Below are 21367 nucleotides of genomic sequence, written 5' to 3'. Positions count from 1 at the left end.
TTTTGTAGGGTGGATAAGCGCTAGCGTCATCCACCATTTACGCCCGTTGTGTCGGATGACGCTGCGCTTATCTGACCTACGAGGTTTCATAAGGATTTGTTTTTGTAGGGTGGATAAGCGCTAGCGTCATCCACCATTTACGCCATTGTGTCGGATGACGCTGCGCCTATCTGACCTACGAGGTTTCATAAGGATTTGTTTTTGTAGGGTGGATAAGCGTTAGCGTCATCCACCATTTACGCCGTTGTGTCGGATGACGCTGCGCTTATCTGACCTATGAATAAGTTTGTCATCAGTCTCAAGCCTGCTTAAATTAGCAGGCTCTTGAACTACACCCGTTCGATTTTTGCCGGAAGCCCCTGTCTGACTGACGCTCCGGAAACCCAGTCCAGCCAGGTATTGGTGACCTTACGCGTTGGGTCAGCAAACCCTAAATCATTCAGGTTAACTCCCGCTTTTATCTGCGTATCCACCGCCATAGCTTCTCCGTCGAGATAATGTTGCGCGGCACCCATTTCCCGGTGCCCGTAACCGTGCTCAATGGCGATGACGCCAGGCATCACGCCGTGGAGCAAACTGATTTGTGCCTCAACGTGCCCGCCAGGTGTGGTGATGCGCGCAGTATCACCGTGGGTCAAACCGTAACGTTTACCGTCCTCAGGATTCAGCGCCACCAGGTTAGTGGGTTTGAGATGATGTAAGCGCGGGATCACCGTAGAGGCGCTGGCCATGGTATTAGATTTAAAAGAAATGAGCTTCAGTGGCCACTGCTGCACTGGGAATATGTCGTCAACTGAGCGCCCGTCAGACAACCGTGAAGGATACCAGGCCGGACAGCCGCTGTAGCGTTCACCGGTTATCGCATGGCGATGTGCAGCAACATCGGCATTCCAGATTTGCAGCGGTTTTTGCCAGACATTGCCCACACTGTTGTCGGCGCGCCCGCTGCTGTCCGGCGCAAAACGCCCGCCACGGGAATAGATGAACGCCACACGCTCCACTTCGTCCGGTTTTAGCGTCTGCTGAATCACTGGCAGAATTCGTCGCACGCCGCTTAACGTCACATCCTGATGATTCGCTGGCGTGACGGGCGCTTTGCCCATATATGCGATATTGGCGGCAATGCGCAGATAGTAATCTTCCGCGCGATTGAGCGGGTAGCTGTTGCCTTGCACATCGGTAATCGCATGGTCGCCAAAACCAGGCAGTTGCAGGCGCTTCGCTACGGCGATGCAGAAGGCTTCCATTGACACCGGTTGCCCGTCTGCGGTCTGGCTTGTTGCTGAAGCAACGATCGGCCAGCGGGCGGTGGTGGCTTTACTGGCAACCCCTGCCCACGGCGCACTAAATCCCCAGCTTTCGAAGTTATGGGTGTCCGGAACGATGTAGTCTGCCAGGGCAGTAGTTTCATTCATAAAGGCGTCAATGGCGATAAACAGCGGCAGGCGTTTAGGGTCTTTGAGCTTATCTTCCGCCACGGCCCGCAACCCAGGAATGCCGTAGAACGGATTGGTCATATTGGAGATCCACGCTTTCAGTGGATAAGGGTAACCCTCCAGTGCGGAGGTAAGTAGTTCAGTCAGTTGCCCTGCCACAAACGGATACCACGGTGCTTTGGCAGGGAAGGGGGAAACCCCTGCGGCCACTTTATTGCGATACTCTTCTGAAGACTCATACGCCGTTTTGCTGCGCGCGATACTCAACCCTTGCGGTTTGACCTTACCTGGGAAGCTGTCCATGTTATAGCGCGGGCCATCGGTCGCACCGTTGAACTTCCCGCCGCCGACAAACACACCGCCTTCCAGACTAAGATTGCCGATCAGCGCGTTGAGCATCATGACCGCCCAGGCGTTGTAAAACCCGTTGCCTGCCATCATCCCGCCGTGGGCGATCACGGCGGCTTTGCGCCCGTGCTGGGTGAAAGCCTCCGCCAGCGCAGCAATTTTCCCCTCCGGCACGCCACACTGCTGGCTGTATTGCGTAAGCGTCAGTTTATTGGCCGACTCTTTTAGCAACTGGAAGCCACTTTTCACGGTGACGGCTTGGCCGTCCGCCAGCGTGACCAACTGTGAGACAAACAATTGTGCGCGCTGGCAACGGCTGGCAGAAACCATCTGCTGGTTTTCGTTCATCACCACCGGTTCGTTTGCGCCATCCTCACTCAGATGCGCCAGCGTCAAATGCTGACCGGCAAGTTGCGGCAGTTCATCGCTGATCACCAGATGCGAGGCGTTGGTCCAGCTTTTTTCGCCGGCTTGCTGCATCGCTTGTGCGTCGGGGATGGCCAGATAGTCGGCGTTATAACGTTGTTTTTCGATAATCCAGCGAATCATGCCCATCGCCAACGCCGAATCACTGCCAGGAATAACCGGCAGCCAGTGGCCGCGATCGTCAGCCAGAACCGTGGTTAACGGCAGCGCCGGAGCAACCACAACATACTGAAAATTATCGCGCAGACGGGCGCTGGAGAGTTGCCGGGCCTGGCGCTTAAATGGGTTGCCGGATTGTGCGGGAGATGTGCCGATAAACAGCGCGAATTCAACGTGATCCCAGTCAGGTTTAACATGCGAGTTCTTTTCAAGATCGCCCATCAGTGCACCGGAGCCTGCCCGGTAGGCAAGGCCGCAATAGGCACCGTGTGCACCGAAGTTTTTGCTGCCGAAACTGTTGAGCGCAAAACGGCGCAGGAAGGTATCGCGCCCGTCATCACTGGTATTGGTGACCAGTAACTGGTTGGTCTTCGGGCCAAACCCTGGATGCGCTGGGTCGATAAGCGTCGTTGGTGCATAAAGGGCGCGCAGACCTTCTACATTCCCCTCGCCAAACAGGTCGCCACCTTCCACGACTTCTTCAATAAGTTGTTCAAAACTGACGCGTTGCCATTTCCCCTCGCCACGTTTACCGACGCGTTTCATCGGTTCCAGAATCCGCAGCGGGCTGTACAGGCCTTCCATCAAGGTCGCGCCACGTGCGCAAGCGGTGGAGCGGGAATCGAGGCCGCTTTCTCCGGCAAGTTGCGCCATCGCTTCTGCAAACGGCACGGCGGAATTGATGTGATGTTCATGGGATAACGGGTGATAAGGGTTACCGGCAATGCGCAGCACTTTCTCCTTTTCGCAATCGACCCTCACCCGCACGCCGCACTGCGTCCAGCAGCCAAAACACTGCGTCATGGAGATCACCTGTTGCGGGTTTTGTTGCCATTGCGGTTGCGCGTGAGCGTGAGCCTCGGGAATGAGCGCATTTGCGAAGATGCGGTCGCGGGTTATCTTGCCGGAGGTTCCGTTTTGCAAGCCGTCAATCGCCCGCTTTGCGACATCCCGGTAACTCAGCCCAAAGGTTACCATTCCGCCCACGGCAAGGCCGACTTTAAGCCACTGACGACGGGTTAAATTAGCCATGTTGTATTCTCCTTGCGAATCCGTTCACGGTTTCACGGATAATAATGAGCAGCGCTATCCACAAACCAAAGGTACCGAGGATGGCAAGCCAGCCATCAGTCCCCGCGGGCAGGGTGTAAGGGTTAAATTGAGCGTTGAATTTCGGCACAGTTTGCACCTGAATCAGTAAGGTCCAGCGCATTAGCCAGCACAACGCCATGGCGCTTAACGCCTGCAAAATGCGTAACGGCATCGTTAGCGGCTGGAATAACGCCACACCACCAAGACCCAGCGAGATAAACCAAAGTACAGCCCAACCAGCTGCGTAGTGCCTGGCCGATGCAGACACCGTAAGCCAGTCGCGAATAGCTACGCCGGAGAGCGTGTCGCCGTTGACCCAAAACACCACGACGAAGGCAAGTCCACCTAAAGTCCAGAGCTGCCACAGAGCCAGTTTGCGCTGTAACGCCGGTTCACCGCGCAGCGACAGGATAAGCAGCGCGAAAAATGTATGAAAAGCACTGAGAAACATAGCCACCGGAAATGTATAGCTAAACCAGATGGGGCGCGCCTGTACGATAGAGACTTCACGTCCGCTATACAGCAGCAATCCTGCTGCGGTCAGTGCACTTGCCAGTGCCAGCCATTTGGTCGCCCGGTAGCTTTTTTTGGTAAAGCGTTTGAGCTGCAACGCCAGAAACCATAAGCCTAAAAAAGCGGTGAACAGCGGCAAAAATAGTGCGCCCCATGGCATCCACGACCACGGCGTTGGATAAGCGTAGAAATGCCAGAAGCGGGCGGTTTGATGCAGATCCGCCGTAAGTGCCAGAGGCGCGGTGATGGCACAGGTTAAGGCAATCAGCAGCGTCAGGTTTTCCAGTTTTGCCGAATCGCTTTTACGCCAGTGAAGCACGCAGGCAAACAGAGCGGCACAGGCGGCAATGCCAATGAAAAAGAAGTACTGCACCGCCCAGGGAAGCCAGCTAATTTCCTGCGGCCGGGTAAGCACTTCTTCGACGAACAGAGAATGGGTCATTTAAACCTCCTGCCAGAGTGCGGGCTGAGCGCGCCCCATCAACGGGGTGGTGAACGTCTCGTCCAGACCTAAATAGAAAACATGGGGTTGGGTGCCGTTCTCCGGTTTCAATACTTTGATGGCTGCGTGGTGGGCGTGGAGCATCTGCGCGATGCGGCTATTTGGGTCTTGCAGGTCGCCGATAATACGTGCGCCACCAACGCAAGACTCCACACAGGCGGGGAGCAATCCGACCTCCAGTCTGTGGACGCAGAAGGTGCATTTATCGGCAGTTTGGGTTTCGTGATTGATAAAGCGTGCGTCATAGGGGCAAGCCTGAACGCAATAAGCGCAACCGACGCACCGTGTGTTGTCGACCACGACAATGCCGTCTTCCCGCTGGTATGTAGCCTGAACCGGGCAAACCGGCACGCAGGGAGGGTTATCGCAATGGTTACACAGGCGAGGAAGCAGCACGTTGGTGACGCTCTCCTCGCCTTCAACTTGCACCTGATATTGGTTTACATGGGTGCGAAATTCACCCTGTGGGGTCTGGTTTTCGATAGCGCAACTCACTGTGCAGGCCTGGCAACCAATACAGCGGCGCAAGTCGATAAGCATGGCATAACGGTGGCGTGCGGAACCTTCACGTCGCTCAGGAGAGAAGGGGAATTTTGCCTGAGCCAGTGGCACTAAAGAGGCTCCTGCACTCAGGATGCCCAGTTGCTGGAGAAACTGCCGTTTACTGCTGTCCATATTTTCTCCCGTCATGATGCAACAACAAAACATTGGTCACGTCATTGTTCGGCTAGTGATGTATAAAAAATGTCTATGATTTACAGTGTAAAAATCAGGGAGTGGCGGCTCTATTGTGGTTAACCACATAACCAGCTTGTTGTTGATCTAAAACAACATAATCAACAGGGATAATTCGGTGATTGGGACACAGATGAGATGTCTGGCGTTATTCATGTCAGCCATCATGATGAGCGGTGTTGCGTGGGCGGAATCGTGGAACATTGGTGTTCTGGCGATGCGTGGAGAGGTGTTGACCCGCAGCCACTGGCAAGCGCTGGAAACCACGCTTAACCAACAACTTCCCGGCGAGTCGTTTCATATTCAACCGCTCGATCTGCCTCAAATGCAGGAGGCTGTTAACCGTAAAACGGTACAGTTTGTGGTGACCAATCCGGCGCAGTTTGTGCAACTGAACAGCCATTCACCACTGCGTTGGCTGGCTTCTTTACGTTCTGCTCGTGGTGGCAAAGCGGAGAGCAATGTAATCGGCAGTGTGATCCTCGCCCGTCGTGACAGCGGTATCGCCTCGGTACACGATCTAATTGGCAAAACGGTTGGCGCTATTGATGCGCAGGCTTTTGGCGGCTATTTACTGGGATATAAAGCGCTCATTGATAGCGGTATCCGCCCAGAACGTGACCTGAATTTGCGCTTCACCGGTTTCCCGGCCGATGCTTTGCTCTATTTGTTACGCGAAAAAGCCATTCAGGCGGCGATTGTGCCGGTCTGCCTGCTGGAGAATATGGAGGAAGAGGGACTTATCCATAAGCAAGATTTTGTCGCGCTGTTAAACCATTCGGCCTCTATTCCCTGCTTAACCAGCACGCCGCTTTACCCTAACTGGTCGTTTGCTGCATTACCGATGGTCAGTGATGAACTGGCGGATCGGGTCACGAAGGTTTTGCTTAATTCCCCAGAAAGCGCGTCTTTTCGTTGGGGGGCTCCGGCCTCGACCAACCAGGTCGAAACACTGTTGCAAGACATACGCCAGCATCCGCAACAGCGACGTTTGTGGCTGGATATCAAAAGCTGGTTGATTCAACATCAGCTGGCAATGGGCACCGTGGCGTTGGTCCTGCTACTGCTCACGCTAAATTACATCTGGGTGATGCTACTGGTACGGCGGCGTGGCCAGCAGCTAGAGTGCAATAATGTGCTGCTGCGTCAGCAGGAGCAGGCGCTGGAAACGGCAAGACAAATGAGCGTGCTGGGAGAGATGACATCTGGTTTCGCCCACGAGCTGAATCAACCGCTCTCGGCCATTCGGCATTATGCCGAGGGATGCCTGATTCGCCTTGAGGCGCAGAATGAGCAACATCCACTGCAGGCGGCGCTGCAAGAAATTGACCGGCAGGCACAACGTGGAGCCGACACTTTGCGTAACCTGCGCCACTGGGTCAGCCAGGCGCAGGGTAACCCAGTGATGAGCGAGGAGTGGGGGCAAGTCAGCATTCGCGATGCGATGTTACATGTCTGGCGATTATTGCGCATGGAGCAGCATTTCCCGGCATTAACGCTGCAAATGGAAGCCAATTCCGCACAGACTTTGCAGCTGCCGCCAATGCTGCTTGAACAAGTGCTGACCAACCTGACCCTGAATGCGGCTCAGGCGGGAGCCACAACGATCTGGTTAATGGTGGACGATAAAGACAGCGGCACGCGAATTACCCTACAAGATAATGCCGGAGGCATTGATGAGGCGTTACTGCGCCAGGCTTTCCAGCCTTTTATGACCACCCGCGACGAGGGAATGGGACTCGGACTGGTGATATGCCAGCGTTTAGTCCGCTATGGCCAGGGAGAGATCAGTATCCAGAATCAAAAAGCCGCGGATGGTCAGTTGGGTGTGGCGGTGGTGTTAGATTTTATGCGCAAGGAGGAATGAAACAGCAATGGCGATAATTCACCTGTTAGATGACGATATGGCAGTGACTCAAGCCTGTGCTTTTTTGCTTGAAAGCCTGGGATATGAAGTTCACTGCTGGCATGAAGGGGCAATGTTTTTTTCGCAGGCAGAGTTATACCAGACGGGTGTGCTGTTGTTGGATATGCGTATGCCGGTTATGGATGGCCAGGCCGTGCATGAGGAAATGTTGCGACGCGGCAGTACGCTGGCAGTGGTGTTCCTCACCGGCCATGGTGATGTTCCGATGGCGGTAGAACAAATGAAACGCGGTGCGGTCGATTTCCTGCAAAAGCCCGTATCGGCAAAGCCCCTTCAGTTGGCGCTGGAACATGCATTACTGGTTTCTGAGCAGACGTTTGAAAGGCAAAAAATTGTCGCCTGTTATCAGCAACTGACACCTAAAGAGCGGGAGCTGGCGGGGCTGGTGGCAGATGGGTTAATCAACCGTGAGATTGCCAGCACCATGAATATTGCGGTACGCACGGTGGAAGTGCACCGCGCCAGGGTGATGGAAAAAATGCAGGCAGGCAGCCTGGCGGAACTGGTGAACCGACTGCAGCAGATACTGGACGACAGAAATGCAAAAAATTATCTGGTTTCCTGAGCGGGTTTGAAACTAATGATGACCCTTTTTCGTAGGCTGGATTAGCTCCGCGCATCATCAGTACATCAGGATGTGCCGGTTAGTGCTGCCGCTGGTCAAAGTACTCTGAGGCTGAAATAATGGAGAACGGTGATTGCTGAAAACGCCGCCTGAATTTCTTATATAAACCGAAAAACGTGACAAGTAATTTATTAATTAAAAGTAATCAAATGGAGAGTAATGGTGGGGATATTAGAAGGCTCTAAATCGCAGTGTCCACGCTTGGGGAATATTGTCGGCAGGATAGTTGCTGGTGCATTAATTTTAATGAGTTGTAGTCCTGTTTTCGCCCAACTGAAAGAAAGTGATATCGATACCCTGCTCACAACAGCACTCACTGAGACTCAAAATATACCTGTTAATGCTTGTGTAAGTATGCCCAATCCAGGCGTTAAACTTCCAGGGAATACTGAAACCGCTTCATTGATGTATCCGTCAGGGGATATCAGAAAAGATGTGGCTGCACTGATTGATGCTGGTTTAATCACAGTAAAGTTTAATTCTGGTGAGGGGGCGTCTGCATTGGCCGTTTTTAAGGCAAAAGCTGCTGGTACTGACTCATCAACATCCCCTAATGTTGCGTTAAGTTATGTAGAATTAACCCCGCTAGGGAACAAGTTTTATCGCTATGATGATCCTAAATCAGGTCATCTTCCTCAAGGACTCTACGGCGCAAACCGCTTTTGTGCACATATTCAGTACGGTGGCGTGGAGAAATATATGAAACCATTAAAGAACCCCTATGATGATAATCCTCATCTTGTTTCATGGGTTAATTTTAAATGGAAACTCGATCAACATAAAACACCGTGGCTGAATAATGCGGTACTAAAAGAACAGTTATCCATTTACAGTGATAAAGATTCATGGTCGCGTAGCGGAATTCTTATTGAGCTGAATGACGATAAATGGGAATTAGGGAATGAACCCTATACCATTCGATGGTGAAGCGTTAAGACGTCTGGTTCGGTATGGCGTTCGTTAGCGACGTATTAACCCGTGCAATATTGAGTCTGGTCGTCTTTTCGTTTATACCGCAAGAATTCAGACAACTAAATAGTCATAAAAATTCGCATGAAGTCTAAAAGTAAGAAGCCCGCTTAGTTTCCTAAGCGGGCTTCTTAAATTTGGCTCCTCTGACTGGACTCGAACCAGTGACATACGGATTAACAGTCCGCCGTTCTACCGACTGAACTACAGAGGAATCGGTTAACGGGGCGCATATTAGCGAGGTGTTTCAGGCTTGTCAAAGCCTCTCATCACGCGGTTGGTTCGTTTGCTGATAAAACAAGCAAACCGTGTCATTAAACGCCATAGACATATCTTTACAGCGCATAAGTTGCCAAACCGAGGCGACGGGCTAAGATATGCGGTTCAAATGGAGTGAAGAATTCATGTTAAAACAGCAGCAAATTGCAAAGTGGTTTTTGTTCCTGGCGTGTCTGGTGGTGTTAGTGTGCACCGCGCAGCGCATGGCGGGACTGCATGCTTTGCAAATGAAAGCTGCCGAAAGCGTGATGATGGCGCAAAACGGTGTTACCGATACGGATAAAGCGTCTCCCATTACGCCTTGTGAATTGAGCGCTAAATCGCTGCTTGCCGCGCCGCCAGTGCTGTTCGAAGGTGCATTGTTTATCTTCAGCCTGCTGCTGACACTGCTTGTGCCATTGCAGCCGAACTCTTCTTCTATTGTCCCCGTTCGTGAGTTTTCCTCGCCCACCCTCAGAGTCCATCTGCGATTTTGCGTATTCCGTGAATGAAAACGGCTGTTTAACACAGTCCGATAATTCATTTATGGAGAAACAATATGTTGAGTATTTTCAGGCAGGCGTTGCTCTGCCTATTGCTGCTATGGTTGCCAGCCAGTTGGGCTGCGCGCTGACACTTCACCGCAAGGCGAGACGCAGGTTTTGCTGGATGTAAAACTTGAGGATGGCTGGAAAACTTACTGGCGTTCGCCTGGTGATGGTGGCGTTGCACCGATCATCAACTGGAGTAAGCCGGTAAAATCAGCCCTTTGGTTCTGGCCCGTACCACTGCGCTTTGATGTGGCTGGGATCACCACTCAAGGCTACCAGCATCAGGTCAGTATCCCGATAAAACTGGCAGGTGAAGCGCCGTCTAAAATCGCCGGAGTGCTGACGCTATCAACGTGCAAAGATGTTTGTCTGCTGACCGATTTCCCGTTTGAAATCACACCTGCTCAAAGCGATGCGAATTTTGCCCATGACTATGCGCAAGCCATGGGCAAAGTGCCGCTTGCTGGCGGCCTGACTGATAAACTAACTGCCGGATATCACCATGCGGAGTTAGTGGTACAAGCCACTCGCGCAGCGGGCTGGCAGAAACCAGAGCTGTATCTGGATATGCCGGAAGATGCCAGTTTTGGGAAACCAAAATATCAGATAGCAGGTGAAACGCTGTGGGCGACTATACCGGTTAGTGATGGTTGGGAGGGGGCGGGGCCGGACTTGCGTGGCCGCGATTTATCAGTGGTTATCGCTGATAACGGTGTCGCGCAGCAAAGTAGTATCACGATAAAAGATGCGCCGGTTGTGCCCGATGTGGGGGAGGACTTCACGCTTTGGCAGGTGTTGCTCTTTGCCGTGTTGGGCGGTTTTATCCTCAACCTGATGCCGTGTGTTTTGCCGGTTCTGGGTATGAAGCTCGGCTCGGTGTTGATGGTGGAAAAACAAGATCGGCGCAAAATACGCCAGCAATTCCTCGCCTCTTTTGCCGGGATCCTGCTCTCCTTTATGGCACTGGCGCTGTTAATGACCATCCTGCGCTTGACCAATCAGGCGGTGGGTTGGGGCATCCAGTTCCAGAATGTCTGGTTTATCAGCTTTATGGTGTTGGTGATGCTGGTGTTCAGCGCCAACCTGTTTGGATTGTTTGAAATTCGACTGTCATCGAAAGTGACAACCAAACTCGCAACCCAGGGTGGAAATGGTTTAAGTGGGCATTTCTGGCAGGGCGCACTGGCAACACTTTTGGCGACACCTTGCAGCGCACCGTTCCTCGGAACCGCTGTCGCTGTTGCGTTGGGAGCCGCGTTGCCCGCGCTGTGGGGAATATTCTTCGCCTTAGGCGTGGGGATGGGCTTGCCGTGGTTATTGATTGCCATGCGCCCATCGCTGGCGTTACTTCTGCCAAAACCGGGGCGTTGGATGCTATGGCTGCGTCGCATCCTGGCGGTGATGATGCTGGGTTCGGCACTATGGCTGGCGAGCCTGTTGCCGGTGCATTTTAGCGCTGCAACAACGATCCCGGCAGAAGAAAATATTACCTGGCAGCCGTTAAGCGAACAGGCGATTCAGGATGCGCTCGCACAAAACAAGCGAGTGTTTATTGATGTCACCGCCGACTGGTGTATCACCTGTAAAATTAATAAGTTAAATGTCATTTCCCGTGCTGATGTGCAGGCTGCATTGCAGGAGCCTGACGTGGTTGCACTGCGTGGTGACTGGACACTCCCTTCAAAAGAAATCACTGAGTTTCTCAAGCAACGCGGGCAGGCTGGTGTGCCTTTCAATCAAATCTATGGGCCGAACTATCCCGCCGGGAAACCGCTACCGACACTTTTATCGCGCGATGCGGTACTGAATGCGCTAACTGATGCGAAAGGAAATAAATCATGAAACTGCTGATGACACTTGTGCTGTTACTTGCCCCCATCTTTGGCGCCTTCGCCGCGACTTCAACCGACGAAGAACAGCTGCAGGAGATGATTTACCAGGCGTTGTACCACGATCCATCCAGCCCGCGGATAGGTGCTACCACCGCAAAACTGACGATTATCTCTTTTACTGATTACAACTGCCCTTACTGCAAACAGTTCGACCCGATGCTGGAAAAAGTGGTGCAGAAATATCCTGATGTAGCGGTGGTGTTTAAGTTGCTGCCTTTTCGTGGTGAATCTTCCTCGCTTGCCTCACGCGTGGCGCTGACAACCTGGCGTGAGCATCCGCAGCAGTTTCTGCCGCTGCATCAAAGTTTGATGTCGAAAAAGGGTAACCATACGGCGGCCACCATCGACGCTGCGGCAACCAAAAGTGGCACCACACGAGTCGAGCCGGATGAATTGAGCAGGGAAACACTGAACCTCAATCTACAACTGGCACGGGTTGTTGGGGTACAAGGAACGCCTGCGACACTGGTTGGCGATACGTTACTGGCGGGTGCCGTACCGTGGGAATCCCTTGATGAACTGGTCCAACAGAAACTGGAGCAGGCTAATGATCGGTAAGCTGCGACGGTGGGGGCGGGAAGCGTTGGTGATGGTATTGGTTCTTATCACCATCGTAGTGCTTATGGACTGGTGGCGCGCACCCAAAATGCCGACCACTTTTGACAGCACGCCGCTACAGACGCTGGATGGGCAAACGTTGACCCTAAATGCCCTGAGTGAAGAACGCCCGTTGTTACTCTATTTTTGGGCGAGTTGGTGTGGCGTCTGCCGTTACACCACGCCATCGGTATCACGGCTGGTGGAAGAGGGGGAAAACGTAATGACGATTGCGCTGCGTTCTGGCGAGCCACAAGCCGTGTTGCGTTGGCTGGAGCAAAAGAAAGTCCAGCTTCCGGTGGTTAATGACGCCTCGGGTGAGTTGTCGCGCAACTGGCAGGTTGGCGTCACGCCTACGCTGGTTGTGCTTTATAAAGGTGAAGTGGTTTCTTCAACCACCGGCTGGACCAGCTATTGGGGAATGAAAACGCGGCTGGAATGGGCTGCTTTATAAAATTGTGAACAGGCGCACCTTTATGGTGCGCCTGTACCTCTTATGGGGCATAAGCGAACCACTGTTTCAATTTCAAATCCCGTCGTTTTAATCACTTTCTCTTATTATCCAGCTGGTTAGCGCATCTGGTCGGATGTTTCTAAAAAGTGGCAAGCATATTGCAATTCCTAAAGGGACATCACTGCCGAGACTGGCGTTGGCATTCCGTGTAGGAGGCAAAATGAATTTAAGACGACTGAAGTACTTCGTAAAAATCGTCGATATTGGTAGCCTGACTCAGGCCGCAGAGGTGCTGCATATAGCGCAGCCAGCCCTGAGCCAACAAGTCGCTACCCTTGAAGGTGAAATGGATCAGCAGCTGTTAATTCGCACCAAACGCGGCGTAACGCCAACAGAAGCAGGAAAAATCCTTTATACCCATGCGCGGACGATCCTGCGTCAGTGCGAGCAGGCGCAATTAGCCGTTTGCAATGTGGGCCAAACTTTGGGCGGCCAGGTTTCGATTGGCCTGGCACCAGGTACCGCAGCATCTTCAATCACCATGCCTTTATTACAGGCAGTACGTGCGGAATTACCCGACGTGCTGGTCTATCTGCATGAGAACAGTGGTTCTGTCCTGAATGACAAGCTGTTAAGCGGCCAGCTTGACATGGCGGTCTTGTATGACCGTTCTCCGACGGCGGGCATCATTAGCCAACCGTTACTTAAAGAGGAGTTGTTTCTGGTCGGCACCCGCGACTGTCCAGGTCAGACAGTTGATCTCGCTGCGGTGGCCGAAATGAACCTATTCCTGCCGCGTGACTACAGCGCTGTGCGTAAACGCGTAGATGAAGCTTTCTCACTGCGCCGATTAACGGCGAAAATTACTGGAGAAATTGATTCTATCTCCACACTCACGGCGGCGATTGCCAGCGGCATGGGCGTGACGGTGTTGCCAGAATCTGCGGCGCGCTCGCTGGTGAGTTCAGCTAATGGCTGGATGGCGCGAATTACCAGTCCATCGCTGAATTTACCGCTCTCGGTTAACTTGTCGGCGCGCACTGCTTTGTCGCCGCAAGCGCAGGCGGTAAAAGACATTTTGATGTCTTTAGTCGTTCGTCCGGTTCAGGAAAATCGCGAGCTGTTATTGGTGGGTTAATCTGGCTTATTGCTAAATCGAATAAGTTGCTGGTTTTTATTATTTGTTATCTCGGGGTTGCCACTTTAACAATAGTGTAAAGAACGGTGATGCCCCGGGGGCAATGTGAATTTCCAGCAACTGAAAATTATTCGCGAGGCGGCTCGGCGGGACTACAACCTGACCGAAGTCGCCAACATGCTTTTCACCTCGCAATCTGGTGTCAGCCGTCATATCCGTGAACTGGAAGAAGAACTCGGTATCGAGATTTTCATTCGCCGTGGCAAACGGCTGTTAGGCATGACGGAGCCAGGCAAAGCTTTACTGGTGATAGCTGAACGCATTCTTAATGAAGCCAGCAATGTTCGGCGCCTGGCAGATGTTTTTACTAATGATGCCAGTGGTGTTCTGACCATTGCGACCACCCATACACAGGCTCGCTACAGCTTGCCGAGCGTGATTAAATCTTTCCGCACGTTATTTCCTGAAGTCCGTCTTGAATTAATACAGGGCACACCGCAAGAAATAGAAACCCTGCTGCACAACGGTACGGCGGATATTGGTATCGCCAGCGAACGTCTGAGTACCGATCCTTTAGTCGTCGCATACCCGTGGTTCCGCTGGTACCACACGTTGCTGGTGCCGCACGGTCATCCCCTGATTCACGCTAATCCGCTTACGCTCGACGATATCAGCCGTTGGCCGATTATTACCTATCGGCAAGGCATAACAGGACGTGCGCGTATTGATGAAGCGTTTTCCCGACGTGGACTAACGCCGGATATCGTCCTGAGTGCGCAAGATTCTGACGTAGTGAAAACCTATGTGGAATTAGGGTTGGGGATTGGCCTGGTCGCGTTTCAGGCTAGCGGCGATGAAGGCGGGGAGTTAGTCAGGCTGGATACGCGTCATCTGTTCGAAGCCAACACGGTTTGGCTTGGGCTCAAACGTGGACAGCTCCAGCGTAATTACGTCTGGCGCTTTATCGAATTATGTAATCCGGAACTCTCCGTTGCGGATATTAAGCGATTAGCTCTGGAGCCGGAAGAAAGCGCGTTGGATTATCAAATTTGATCCTTTTTCACTTTGATGAGCTAATTTTAGCCGCTTTGGGGCGGTAATTGCGTGAATCGTGATCGGTGCGGTGCAAAATTCAGCAAACGAAGCGCGGTAACTGAAAATTTCGTTGACTCACCGCGTCAGGTAAGTAGAATGCAACGCATCGAACGGCAGCGCAGCTTGCCAGAAGATAGTAAAATCAAATGATTAGCTTTAAGCTTAATTAAAATGATTTTGCGGGAATAGCTCAGTTGGTAGAGCACGACCTTGCCAAGGTCGGGGTCGCGAGTTCGAGTCTCGTTTCCCGCTCCAAATTTATGTAGCAGAAATTCTGTTACAGCCTGCAAAGGTGAAAAGTTTTGGCGCGTTAGCAAAGCGGTTATGTAGCGGATTGCAAATCCGTCTAGTCCGGTTCGACTCCGGAACGCGCCTCCACTTTCTTCCCGAGCCCGGGTGGTGAAATCGGTAGACACAAGGGATTTAAAATCCCTCGGCGTTCGCGCTGTGCGGGTTCAAGTCCCGCCCCGGGCACCATGGGAATAAAAGCAATAAAATCAATGATAAAGCAGTGTCGTGGAAACCACCTTCGGGTGGTTTTTTACTCTCTGCGATTTGGGTAAGTGGCGATGAAATGGCGATGAGTTGGCGATGTCATTTTCGGTGGGTGATTTTTGCGCTATCATGCCCTTAAGATTTCTTCTGCCAGGTACGATATTAATGGTCAGTAAAAAAAGTAAAATTGCTTCAATGGCAGCTGCTATGGCTGTGGCACTTGCCCCTGTTCCTGCCAGCAGTATTGGCAATCTCGATGTGTCAGTCACCAGTCATAGCTCCTCAACCTTGTCACTTCAAAGCGTCAAAGATTCTGTTGTGTTTTTGCCGATAGATCAGGCTACAGTTTTTATGCGCAATTTTGCCGACAGAATGAATATCCATCGCTTGAATATCCGGGCTGAATGGGAAGAAAAGCGCGCACCAATCAGAATCGATAGACTTAAAAAAGAGACACAAGAAGGGTTTGCGATTTTTCGTAGCTACGTTGATGTTTGTGCGGCGCTGATAGATGCGATCAGAATCGCTTTAAAAGATATTCCTGAAAGTGACGTGGAGCTTAGGAAGGAAATCATTTCCTTCGGTCGTGCTGTTGCCTCCGTCCGTTACACTATTGAAGACATGTTCAGCTTCATTGAAGCCACGATCCCGCCAAAGAAAACAACTGAAGCACTACCGAAAGTTACAGCTAAAGAGGTTCACGCTCTAATCCGTAGTGAGCATAAGAAACTTGGGCTTGAAGAACCAAAATTTTATTGAGGTTTTAACGTGATCAAAATCTCAGTACATAAGGATATTGAACTGCCTGCTGTAGCTCATGAATATGCATTGCTACTGCAAGACTGGAAAAGTATAGGTATGCTTCCTGCGGTTTTTGGTAACGAAGGGCAGTGGGAAGATAGCAGACGCCTTAGAGATTCCTATGTCTTTAAAATCCATATCCTCCTCCCGGATGAAAAACCATGGCCCGCCAGGCTACCAGCCCCCGCCCGCAAATCAGATAACTATTTAGTATATACCCGTCACTTTCTCTATCCAGATAGGTACCAACTCATTAGCCTTATGACGCCTAATGCCCATGAACTTGCGCGGACATCGTATATGGCAGAAATTGAACGCCGGGCAGAAGAATTTCAGTCTTCTTTCTGATTGGTAGTAAGGCTATCAAATGGGTTTAATGTGATAGCTGCATCAAGATGATCCGGTGCGAAATGTGCGTACCGCATTGTCATTAAAATTGTGCTGTGACCAAGTATCTGTTGCAGTACCAAAATATTACCCCCACCCATCATAAAATGGCTTGCAAAGGTATGGCGCAAAACGTGAGTACGTTGCCCCTTTGGTAATTCAATGTTAGCTCTGCTTAATGCTGCTTTGAAAGATTCATACGCGGGAGTGAATAGGGCGCCTCGTTTTTTTGGTAGCAGTTTTTGCAACCGTTCGGAAATGGGTACCGTCCGATTCTTTTTGCTTTTCGTTTGGGTGAAGGTCAAACGGCCTGGCAATATTTGGGATTGTTTCAAATCCTGAGCCTCACTCCAACGAGCTCCGGTCGCCAGGCATATACGCACGATGATGCCGAGATCTTTATTGGCTGACTGGTCGCAGGCTGCAAGCAATTGCTCAATTTCCTCCTGATACAAGAATGCCAGTTCTTGATCACCTTCCTTAAACTGCCTGATGCCAGACAGAGGGTTATCACCCTCCCATTCCCCCAGCCGTTTCATTTCCGCAAATACAGCATGAAGGTAAGACTGCTCACGGTTTACCGTGGCTTCTTTCAGCTTCTTCTTTCCTTTCTGATTCCATTCACCGCTTAGTCGTCTTTCCCGATAAACAGCAAAAGTATTTTTATCAAAGTGAGCTGCAAGTGGATCGCCCAACCGCAGGCAAATTGCATCAAGTTTGGCTTTCCGTTCCTCTCCAGATGTTAGGGTTTTGCCGTGCATTTCATACCAGCGACCGACAAATGCGGAAAGCGTTACGGCATTATCATTAACGCTCTGTCCATTGGCATTATTCATCAGGCGGCGCTCATGAGAAAGCGCCTCGCCTTTAGTTGCAAATTGCTTGCGGATGCGTTTGCCGGTTGCCCCGTAGGGGTAGCACTCACAAATCCATTTGCCTGTTGGCAGCTTTCTAACCGTCATATGAAAAGCCCTAATCCTTTAAATTAATCGCCACCGGTTTTTACTTTTGATTTTGATTGCGCGAACGCAGCGCCAACCGCCTGTATGTTTAAGCGCGCCGCCTCGTCCATAGCGCGGTAGTTCTCCAAGAGTTTTTTCTCTTCTTCCGTTTTGGGCGCTACTTCATTTGGCATTGGAATTCGGTGGCCGGTGAGAACATAAACGATATCAACACCAGCCTCAGCTAGTGCAGTGAGGTAAATCGTATCTGGTGCGCGCTCACCTTTCTCATAATTAAGTTGAGTAAGTTTTTTAACACCGCCTATCTCCCCCATGGCTTGTTGGCTCAAGCCTAAACGCTCTCGTTCTTCGCGTAAGCGGTTTCCGATATAAATTTGCATACCAAAATTCCTTGACTGGTATAAATAATTATACCATTATGATTTTCACCAACACTTTGCAGATCACAATATACCACTATGGCACAAGTCGAGAGTAATCAAAGGTCACGGCTCCCTAAGGGGATGTCGTCTGGGAATCCAATCCCTATGCGGTTGACACCCGAAGAGCGCGCATTTTTGGAAGATTTAGCAGCCAAAGAATGTCGCTCAATCTCCAATATGGCGCGCATGGTTTTCTTGCGCGGAATGGAAGTTATCGCGGACTGATTGAGGTGTTTTAATGGGAAGCATCACCATCAATTTAAATGTGGCAGCTCCGTATTTATCCCTTCAGGAGTACGCCAGAGTTACGGGCATTCCCTTTGACACCTGTCGAGGAATGGTCAGAGACGGGCGGATAATTATTCGTCCTAAAGAACTCGCTGGCGGCAAAGTTGAAGTAAATATGGTTGCCATGCTCAAGGACGCTATAGCAAATAGCTGAGAGGATTAGATGAGTCAGATTGTTGAGGTGGATAGCCACACCTTTATATACCGTGGTTTTACCATTAATAAATGTCCGCGCAATTCACTGACACTTAAAACACCTTATCGTGTTTTAAATAATGGTGACTATTACGGACGTGATTTTGCACTCGCGGAAGCGGTGGCCACTATTAACAAGATTTACGGTGGAGGGTTTAACAATGAAACTTCTGTATGCTGAATTAATTAATAATCTGCTACAGGATTATTATTTCAATATTGAGAATAACCCGAAAGGACAGGAGTCGCATTTTGTTGTTCTGACTAACGGTATCCAGCACTTACATGGACTGGCATTTTGCTTGCGTGATACTGACTCGGTCGACGGATTGCGACCGTTTGTCACCTCCATTATGAACCATGAAGTACCACGCCCATCACTCCTTGGCGGGAGCATTTAACTATGAGTATTGTCTTTTACGCTGCTATGTTTTGCTCGTCATTTATTACGATGATCGTAGTGGGTGTTTTAATTGATAGGCGATTTGACAGAGAATTTAGCACAATAAAATCTATAAAAGAGAATGTAATTTTTGCTGCGAAAGTTAGTACTACAATTATCGCCGCCTCGACTGTGTTCATCATAACGTTCGCATTAATAGAATTTTTTCTGAAATAAAATCAGGACGGTAGTCAGTGCCTATTCGGGGCATCACTTACGAGTGCTGCACATGATAGGTGCAATTTTTACTCATCCTGAAAAGAGGTTAATTAATTATGTTTGGATTTAAAAAGAAAGCCGCTGCCGTAAAAGTTGAATTAAAGAAAGTTGAGAACCGTAATTTAATGGAGGCCATCGTTGGCGGCTGTCTGCTGGTTGCAGCTGCTGATGGTGCAATCGAAAAAGAGGAAACCGCAAAGCTGGATCAGCTGCTTCGCTCGAATACTCGCCTTGCACACTACGGCAATGAAATCACTGCGCTGATCACTCGCTATACCGAACAGCTCGAAGCCGGTTTCCGTGTTGGGCGAATGAACATCTTGCGTGAGATTGAGGACATCAAGAACGACCCGAAAGAAGCGGAAGAAGTCTTCGTTAACATGCTGACCATTGCCGAGTCTGACGGCGAGATCGAACCGGAAGAACAAAAGGTACTGGAAGATGTGGGGCGCCGTCTGGGCCTGCGCGTAGAGGATTATCTCTGATGAATCAAATGCTGAGCATGTTACGGCCAGCACTGGTTCTGCTACTGGCTTTTATGGTGGTGGCGGTGGACTTCACCAGTTATCTGCTGTCAGTGGTGTCCGATCTGTTTTTTGTCGGGGCGCTCGTTGCCCTTTACTGGCAGGTAATCAAATCAACCCAAGAGAAGTTCGACGACGAGTAGGAAAGACACCGGGCAACCGGTGTTTATCCGGGCTGTATTTAAAATAATCGCTTGAATAAACGACTGCGCAACTTTAGAGGAAAGGGAAAAATGAAAACAGCACAAATTTTTAAACTGTCTGATAGTCACACTGGGTTATCAAATGTATTTATCCGCATCAGGGATAAAAGAACACCTTGCGGCAATATTTTTTTTTCGTCTGGATAAGCTGGATTGTGTTTCAGTGTCAAATAATTTAGCGCTTGGGCCATTACTGGAGATTGCAGGTAACTACATCGATCCCACTGTTACATATGAGCAGTTCATGAGTTTCATTACTCAGGTATTTAACGACATTTCAGAAAGTGATAACAGCATCAAAATTTACGAACTGATTGTTGATGAGCAAACTGTGCGAGATATACCACCTCGCACAGAAAGAAAGATCTCCCCACTCTAATGGATTATTTAAGCCACTTACTGGAAGGGTGAATGTCATCAATATTGTGTGCATTCGCAAATGATTTTGAGAACCACAGGTTAGGGATAACGGGTGCTAATTCAGGATTAACGAGTGAGATTATGACAAGCAATTCGAAAAATAAGCCCGCCTTGTACTTCCGACGGACTTACTCAAAACAAGGGATACTTCTGGGGGTGATTAGTGTTTTACAGCGGAAGAAGCCGAAATCAACACCTCGGTCTTCTCAATGTATTGCTGGAGAAAAGTAACGGTTTCCTTTGCCTGTTCAAGAGTCAGCGCGGTAAATAAATCCCCGGCCTGGGGGAGTTTTTGAGTCGCAGGCAGGCGGTAATGAAAACGCAGACAGGCGTGATGGTTGTGCTCAATGTATTCGAGCTCTGCCGGGATGTAGATGTTAACTATTTTTTTAGACATATCAGTATTCGCTTATTTCTGGTGGTTGATTGTTTTGCCCGGTTTCCGCTAAGAAATTGACGGGCAAAACAAAAATACCATGACCCCATGCGCCGGACATGGCTAAAAACCGGCAAAAATAAATTTCAGCGGGGGTGGATATGGGCGGTGTGCTTTTTTATGTATTCGACTACAACGGTGAGCGAGTCTCCATTGAAGAGAGTGCTCTCGCTTTTTGCTTTCCTTCTATTGCTGGCGATGGAAGCTATTTCTTCACGCTTACTAATGGGCAAAAGTTCCGGGGCGAGAATGTAAAAGAAACCACCAGGCCAGACGCTACCCAACTGGAATATCACGGATAGCAAATTACGGGGGGGGGCTTATCCGGGGCGGTATTTGCGAGTGTCGCACCGGATAAGTGAAACAGTAATTTTTTGATAAACGAGAGTTTCGCCTTTTAAGCGGCGAGGACTCCCCGCATCTGAAAGGTGAGATCATGAATAATTTATTTATTTGTTTTGAAGTACGCAAAGACCCGACGCACTGCCAGCTTGCTGCGGTATTTTTTGAGCCATCAACCGGACGCATTGGTCAAAAGTTTACTTTTACCGGAACAAGAAGTTTAAGCCGTGGAATTTTCCCGAAAGAGGCGCTCGCCGATTTTAATCAATTCGTACTCGATAACCAGCACCCGCAAGGCCGGAACAATGCGCGCATGTGGTTTGGTGCGGGCAGTATCGATCATGAAGTTTTATGCGCAGATTTTTACGCGCATCAAATTATCCCCAAGTGGAATTTAACAAGCTGTTATGACCATTTCACATTGCAGACCGTCGCCCGTTCTGGCGGCTGGGATGGATACCTCCCCCAATTCCTGCCACTGATTTAGCAAACTATGCAACAACCTGCGCTGCAC

Annotated in this window: 24 protein-coding genes, 4 tRNA genes and 1 pseudogene; 22 read left to right on the top strand and 7 right to left on the bottom strand. The window is 50.4% G+C overall.

Features of this window, described 5'->3' with window-relative positions; translation table 11 throughout:
- Positions 1-329 precede the first annotated feature (329 nt).
- From ttrA to ttrB, 3 genes are read right to left on the bottom strand one after another with little or no spacing between them, the layout of a single operon-like run.
- A complete protein-coding gene (ttrA, locus tag D8682_RS06020; protein ID WP_121813806.1) occupies positions 330-3401 on the bottom strand; it encodes a tetrathionate reductase subunit TtrA in 3072 nt (1023 codons plus the stop codon).
- Positions 3394-4416, bottom strand: a complete 1023-nt coding sequence (gene ttrC / locus D8682_RS06015; protein WP_121813805.1) for a tetrathionate reductase subunit TtrC — start codon at positions 4414-4416, stop codon at positions 3394-3396. The genes ttrA and ttrC overlap by 8 nt, the downstream gene beginning before the upstream one ends.
- Entirely contained in the window at positions 4417-5151 is a 735-nt protein-coding gene (gene ttrB / locus D8682_RS06010) for a tetrathionate reductase subunit TtrB (RefSeq protein ID WP_237932576.1), read from the bottom strand.
- A 193-nt stretch (positions 5152-5344) separates the two neighbouring features.
- On the opposite strand from ttrB, the gene ttrS reads away from it, so the two are divergent.
- The 3 genes from ttrS to D8682_RS05995 all read left to right on the top strand — a co-directional run bounded on the left by ttrS (position 5345) and on the right by D8682_RS05995 (position 8690).
- Positions 5345-7078 (top strand): tetrathionate respiration histidine kinase TtrS, encoded by a 1734-nt coding sequence (gene ttrS, locus D8682_RS06005; protein ID WP_370090860.1) that lies wholly within the window; start codon positions 5345-5347, stop codon positions 7076-7078.
- 7 nt (positions 7079-7085) lie between these two features.
- Positions 7086-7703 carry a tetrathionate respiration response regulator TtrR gene (ttrR, locus tag D8682_RS06000; RefSeq protein WP_064545596.1) on the top strand — a complete coding sequence of 206 codons (618 nt, stop codon included), beginning with the start codon at positions 7086-7088 and terminating at the stop codon, positions 7701-7703.
- 219 nt (positions 7704-7922) lie between these two features.
- Positions 7923-8690 (top strand): hypothetical protein, encoded by a 768-nt coding sequence (locus D8682_RS05995; RefSeq protein WP_121813804.1) that lies wholly within the window; start codon positions 7923-7925, stop codon positions 8688-8690.
- 180 nt (positions 8691-8870) lie between these two features.
- On the opposite strand, the gene D8682_RS05990 is transcribed toward D8682_RS05995, so the two are convergent.
- Positions 8871-8946, bottom strand: a tRNA-Asn gene (locus D8682_RS05990).
- A gap of 190 nt (positions 8947-9136) precedes the next feature.
- On the opposite strand from D8682_RS05990, the gene D8682_RS05985 reads away from it, so the two are divergent.
- The 11 genes and pseudogenes from D8682_RS05985 to D8682_RS05935 all read left to right on the top strand — a co-directional run bounded on the left by D8682_RS05985 (position 9137) and on the right by D8682_RS05935 (position 16361).
- Positions 9137-9502 carry a hypothetical protein gene (locus D8682_RS05985; protein ID WP_064545616.1) on the top strand — a complete coding sequence of 122 codons (366 nt, stop codon included), beginning with the start codon at positions 9137-9139 and terminating at the stop codon, positions 9500-9502.
- Positions 9503-9549: 47 nt separating this feature from the next.
- A pseudogene (locus tag D8682_RS05980) lies at positions 9550-11383 on the top strand (protein-disulfide reductase DsbD family protein).
- The gene (locus tag D8682_RS05975; protein WP_064545619.1) at positions 11380-11991 is read left to right on the top strand and encodes a DsbA family protein; all 612 of its coding nucleotides are present in this window, start codon (positions 11380-11382) and stop codon (positions 11989-11991) included. The pseudogene D8682_RS05980 and the gene D8682_RS05975 overlap by 4 nt, the downstream one beginning before the upstream one ends.
- Complete coding sequence (locus tag D8682_RS05970) at positions 11981-12484, top strand: protein disulfide oxidoreductase (RefSeq protein ID WP_121813803.1); 504 nt, start codon at positions 11981-11983, stop codon at positions 12482-12484. The genes D8682_RS05975 and D8682_RS05970 overlap by 11 nt, the downstream gene beginning before the upstream one ends.
- Positions 12485-12704: 220 nt before the next feature.
- Positions 12705-13622, top strand: a complete 918-nt coding sequence (nac, locus tag D8682_RS05965; protein ID WP_121813802.1) for a nitrogen assimilation transcriptional regulator NAC — start codon at positions 12705-12707, stop codon at positions 13620-13622.
- Positions 13623-13727: 105 nt separating this feature from the next.
- Complete coding sequence (gene cbl, locus D8682_RS05960; protein WP_121813801.1) at positions 13728-14675, top strand: HTH-type transcriptional regulator Cbl; 948 nt, start codon at positions 13728-13730, stop codon at positions 14673-14675.
- Between the two features lie 221 nt (positions 14676-14896).
- Positions 14897-14972 (top strand) — tRNA-Gly (locus D8682_RS05955).
- 49 nt (positions 14973-15021) lie between these two features.
- A tRNA-Cys gene (locus D8682_RS05950) sits at positions 15022-15095 on the top strand.
- Between the two features lie 12 nt (positions 15096-15107).
- Positions 15108-15194 (top strand) — tRNA-Leu (locus D8682_RS05945).
- A 183-nt stretch (positions 15195-15377) separates the two neighbouring features.
- Positions 15378-15971, top strand: a complete 594-nt coding sequence (locus D8682_RS05940; RefSeq protein ID WP_121815649.1) for a hypothetical protein — start codon at positions 15378-15380, stop codon at positions 15969-15971.
- A gap of 9 nt (positions 15972-15980) precedes the next feature.
- Complete coding sequence (locus D8682_RS05935; protein ID WP_121813800.1) at positions 15981-16361, top strand: type II toxin-antitoxin system YafO family toxin; 381 nt, start codon at positions 15981-15983, stop codon at positions 16359-16361.
- Here the strand turns inward: D8682_RS05935 and D8682_RS05930 are convergent.
- Entirely contained in the window at positions 16346-17362 is a 1017-nt protein-coding gene (locus D8682_RS05930) for a tyrosine-type recombinase/integrase (protein ID WP_121813799.1), read from the bottom strand. The two genes, D8682_RS05935 and D8682_RS05930, sit on opposite strands and share 16 nt — an antisense overlap.
- 23 nt (positions 17363-17385) lie before the next feature.
- Complete coding sequence (locus tag D8682_RS05925) at positions 17386-17742, bottom strand: helix-turn-helix domain-containing protein (protein ID WP_121813798.1); 357 nt, start codon at positions 17740-17742, stop codon at positions 17386-17388.
- Positions 17743-18022: 280 nt separating this feature from the next.
- Here D8682_RS05925 and D8682_RS05915 point away from each other — a divergent pair, with 280 nt between their 5' ends.
- The 6 genes from D8682_RS05915 to D8682_RS05885 all read left to right on the top strand — a co-directional run bounded on the left by D8682_RS05915 (position 18023) and on the right by D8682_RS05885 (position 20034).
- Positions 18023-18226, top strand: a complete 204-nt coding sequence (locus D8682_RS05915) for a DNA-binding protein (protein ID WP_121813796.1) — start codon at positions 18023-18025, stop codon at positions 18224-18226.
- A gap of 9 nt (positions 18227-18235) precedes the next feature.
- Positions 18236-18448, top strand: coding sequence for a DUF4761 family protein (locus D8682_RS05910; protein WP_121813795.1), 213 nt, complete (start codon positions 18236-18238; stop codon positions 18446-18448).
- Positions 18429-18668: a hypothetical protein gene (locus D8682_RS05905; RefSeq protein ID WP_121813794.1), complete on the top strand. Its 240-nt coding sequence runs from the start codon at positions 18429-18431 to the stop codon at positions 18666-18668. The genes D8682_RS05910 and D8682_RS05905 overlap by 20 nt, the downstream gene beginning before the upstream one ends.
- Before the next feature lie 316 nt (positions 18669-18984).
- Positions 18985-19413 (top strand): tellurite resistance TerB family protein, encoded by a 429-nt coding sequence (locus D8682_RS05895; RefSeq protein ID WP_121813792.1) that lies wholly within the window; start codon positions 18985-18987, stop codon positions 19411-19413.
- The gene (locus D8682_RS05890; RefSeq protein WP_121813791.1) at positions 19413-19595 is read left to right on the top strand and encodes a DUF3927 family protein; all 183 of its coding nucleotides are present in this window, start codon (positions 19413-19415) and stop codon (positions 19593-19595) included. Before D8682_RS05895 ends, D8682_RS05890 begins: the two co-directional genes overlap by 1 nt.
- 142 nt (positions 19596-19737) lie before the next feature.
- Positions 19738-20034, top strand: a complete 297-nt coding sequence (locus D8682_RS05885; RefSeq protein ID WP_238392825.1) for a hypothetical protein — start codon at positions 19738-19740, stop codon at positions 20032-20034.
- A gap of 201 nt (positions 20035-20235) precedes the next feature.
- Here D8682_RS05885 and D8682_RS05880 read toward each other — a convergent pair whose 3' ends face one another.
- Positions 20236-20472 carry a hypothetical protein gene (locus D8682_RS05880; RefSeq protein ID WP_121813790.1) on the bottom strand — a complete coding sequence of 79 codons (237 nt, stop codon included), beginning with the start codon at positions 20470-20472 and terminating at the stop codon, positions 20236-20238.
- A 140-nt stretch (positions 20473-20612) separates the two neighbouring features.
- Here D8682_RS05880 and D8682_RS05875 point away from each other — a divergent pair, with 140 nt between their 5' ends.
- On the top strand, positions 20613-20813 hold the full coding sequence (locus D8682_RS05875; protein WP_121813789.1) for a hypothetical protein: 201 nt from the start codon (positions 20613-20615) through the stop codon (positions 20811-20813).
- A 134-nt stretch (positions 20814-20947) separates the two neighbouring features.
- Positions 20948-21340 (top strand): hypothetical protein, encoded by a 393-nt coding sequence (locus D8682_RS05870; RefSeq protein WP_121813788.1) that lies wholly within the window; start codon positions 20948-20950, stop codon positions 21338-21340.
- Positions 21341-21367 lie beyond the last annotated feature (27 nt).

The organism is Buttiauxella sp. 3AFRM03 (assembly GCF_003675305.1).
Classification (GTDB): domain Bacteria; phylum Pseudomonadota; class Gammaproteobacteria; order Enterobacterales; family Enterobacteriaceae; genus Buttiauxella; species Buttiauxella ferragutiae.
Note: the sequence above shows the minus strand (reverse complement) of the source record. Positions and strands in the feature narration are given on the sequence as shown.

Excerpts from the sequence above, each read along its gene's own strand:
- ttrB (WP_237932576.1), bottom strand. The coding sequence starts at position 5,151 with ATGGACAGCAGTAAACGGCAGTTTCTCCAGCAACTGGGCATCCTGAGT.
- D8682_RS05895 (WP_121813792.1), top strand. The coding sequence starts at position 18,985 with ATGTTTGGATTTAAAAAGAAAGCCGCTGCCGTAAAAGTTGAATTAAAG.
- D8682_RS05915 (WP_121813796.1), top strand. The coding sequence starts at position 18,023 with ATGGGAAGCATCACCATCAATTTAAATGTGGCAGCTCCGTATTTATCC.
- D8682_RS05985 (WP_064545616.1), top strand. The coding sequence starts at position 9,137 with ATGTTAAAACAGCAGCAAATTGCAAAGTGGTTTTTGTTCCTGGCGTGT.
- D8682_RS05975 (WP_064545619.1), top strand. The coding sequence starts at position 11,380 with ATGAAACTGCTGATGACACTTGTGCTGTTACTTGCCCCCATCTTTGGC.
- D8682_RS05870 (WP_121813788.1), top strand. The coding sequence starts at position 20,948 with ATGAATAATTTATTTATTTGTTTTGAAGTACGCAAAGACCCGACGCAC.
- D8682_RS05925 (WP_121813798.1), bottom strand. The coding sequence starts at position 17,742 with ATGCAAATTTATATCGGAAACCGCTTACGCGAAGAACGAGAGCGTTTA.
- D8682_RS05910 (WP_121813795.1), top strand. The coding sequence starts at position 18,236 with ATGAGTCAGATTGTTGAGGTGGATAGCCACACCTTTATATACCGTGGT.
- D8682_RS05995 (WP_121813804.1), top strand. The coding sequence starts at position 7,923 with ATGGTGGGGATATTAGAAGGCTCTAAATCGCAGTGTCCACGCTTGGGG.
- D8682_RS05875 (WP_121813789.1), top strand. The coding sequence starts at position 20,613 with ATGGGCGGTGTGCTTTTTTATGTATTCGACTACAACGGTGAGCGAGTC.
- ttrA (WP_121813806.1), bottom strand. The coding sequence starts at position 3,401 with ATGGCTAATTTAACCCGTCGTCAGTGGCTTAAAGTCGGCCTTGCCGTG.
- D8682_RS05890 (WP_121813791.1), top strand. The coding sequence starts at position 19,413 with ATGAATCAAATGCTGAGCATGTTACGGCCAGCACTGGTTCTGCTACTG.
- ttrC (WP_121813805.1), bottom strand. The coding sequence starts at position 4,416 with ATGACCCATTCTCTGTTCGTCGAAGAAGTGCTTACCCGGCCGCAGGAA.
- nac (WP_121813802.1), top strand. The coding sequence starts at position 12,705 with ATGAATTTAAGACGACTGAAGTACTTCGTAAAAATCGTCGATATTGGT.
- D8682_RS05885 (WP_238392825.1), top strand. The coding sequence starts at position 19,738 with ATGTATTTATCCGCATCAGGGATAAAAGAACACCTTGCGGCAATATTT.
- D8682_RS05940 (WP_121815649.1), top strand. The coding sequence starts at position 15,378 with ATGGTCAGTAAAAAAAGTAAAATTGCTTCAATGGCAGCTGCTATGGCT.
- ttrS (WP_370090860.1), top strand. The coding sequence starts at position 5,345 with ATGAGATGTCTGGCGTTATTCATGTCAGCCATCATGATGAGCGGTGTT.
- D8682_RS05905 (WP_121813794.1), top strand. The coding sequence starts at position 18,429 with ATGAAACTTCTGTATGCTGAATTAATTAATAATCTGCTACAGGATTAT.
- ttrR (WP_064545596.1), top strand. The coding sequence starts at position 7,086 with ATGGCGATAATTCACCTGTTAGATGACGATATGGCAGTGACTCAAGCC.
- D8682_RS05930 (WP_121813799.1), bottom strand. The coding sequence starts at position 17,362 with ATGACGGTTAGAAAGCTGCCAACAGGCAAATGGATTTGTGAGTGCTAC.
- D8682_RS05970 (WP_121813803.1), top strand. The coding sequence starts at position 11,981 with ATGATCGGTAAGCTGCGACGGTGGGGGCGGGAAGCGTTGGTGATGGTA.
- D8682_RS05880 (WP_121813790.1), bottom strand. The coding sequence starts at position 20,472 with ATGTCTAAAAAAATAGTTAACATCTACATCCCGGCAGAGCTCGAATAC.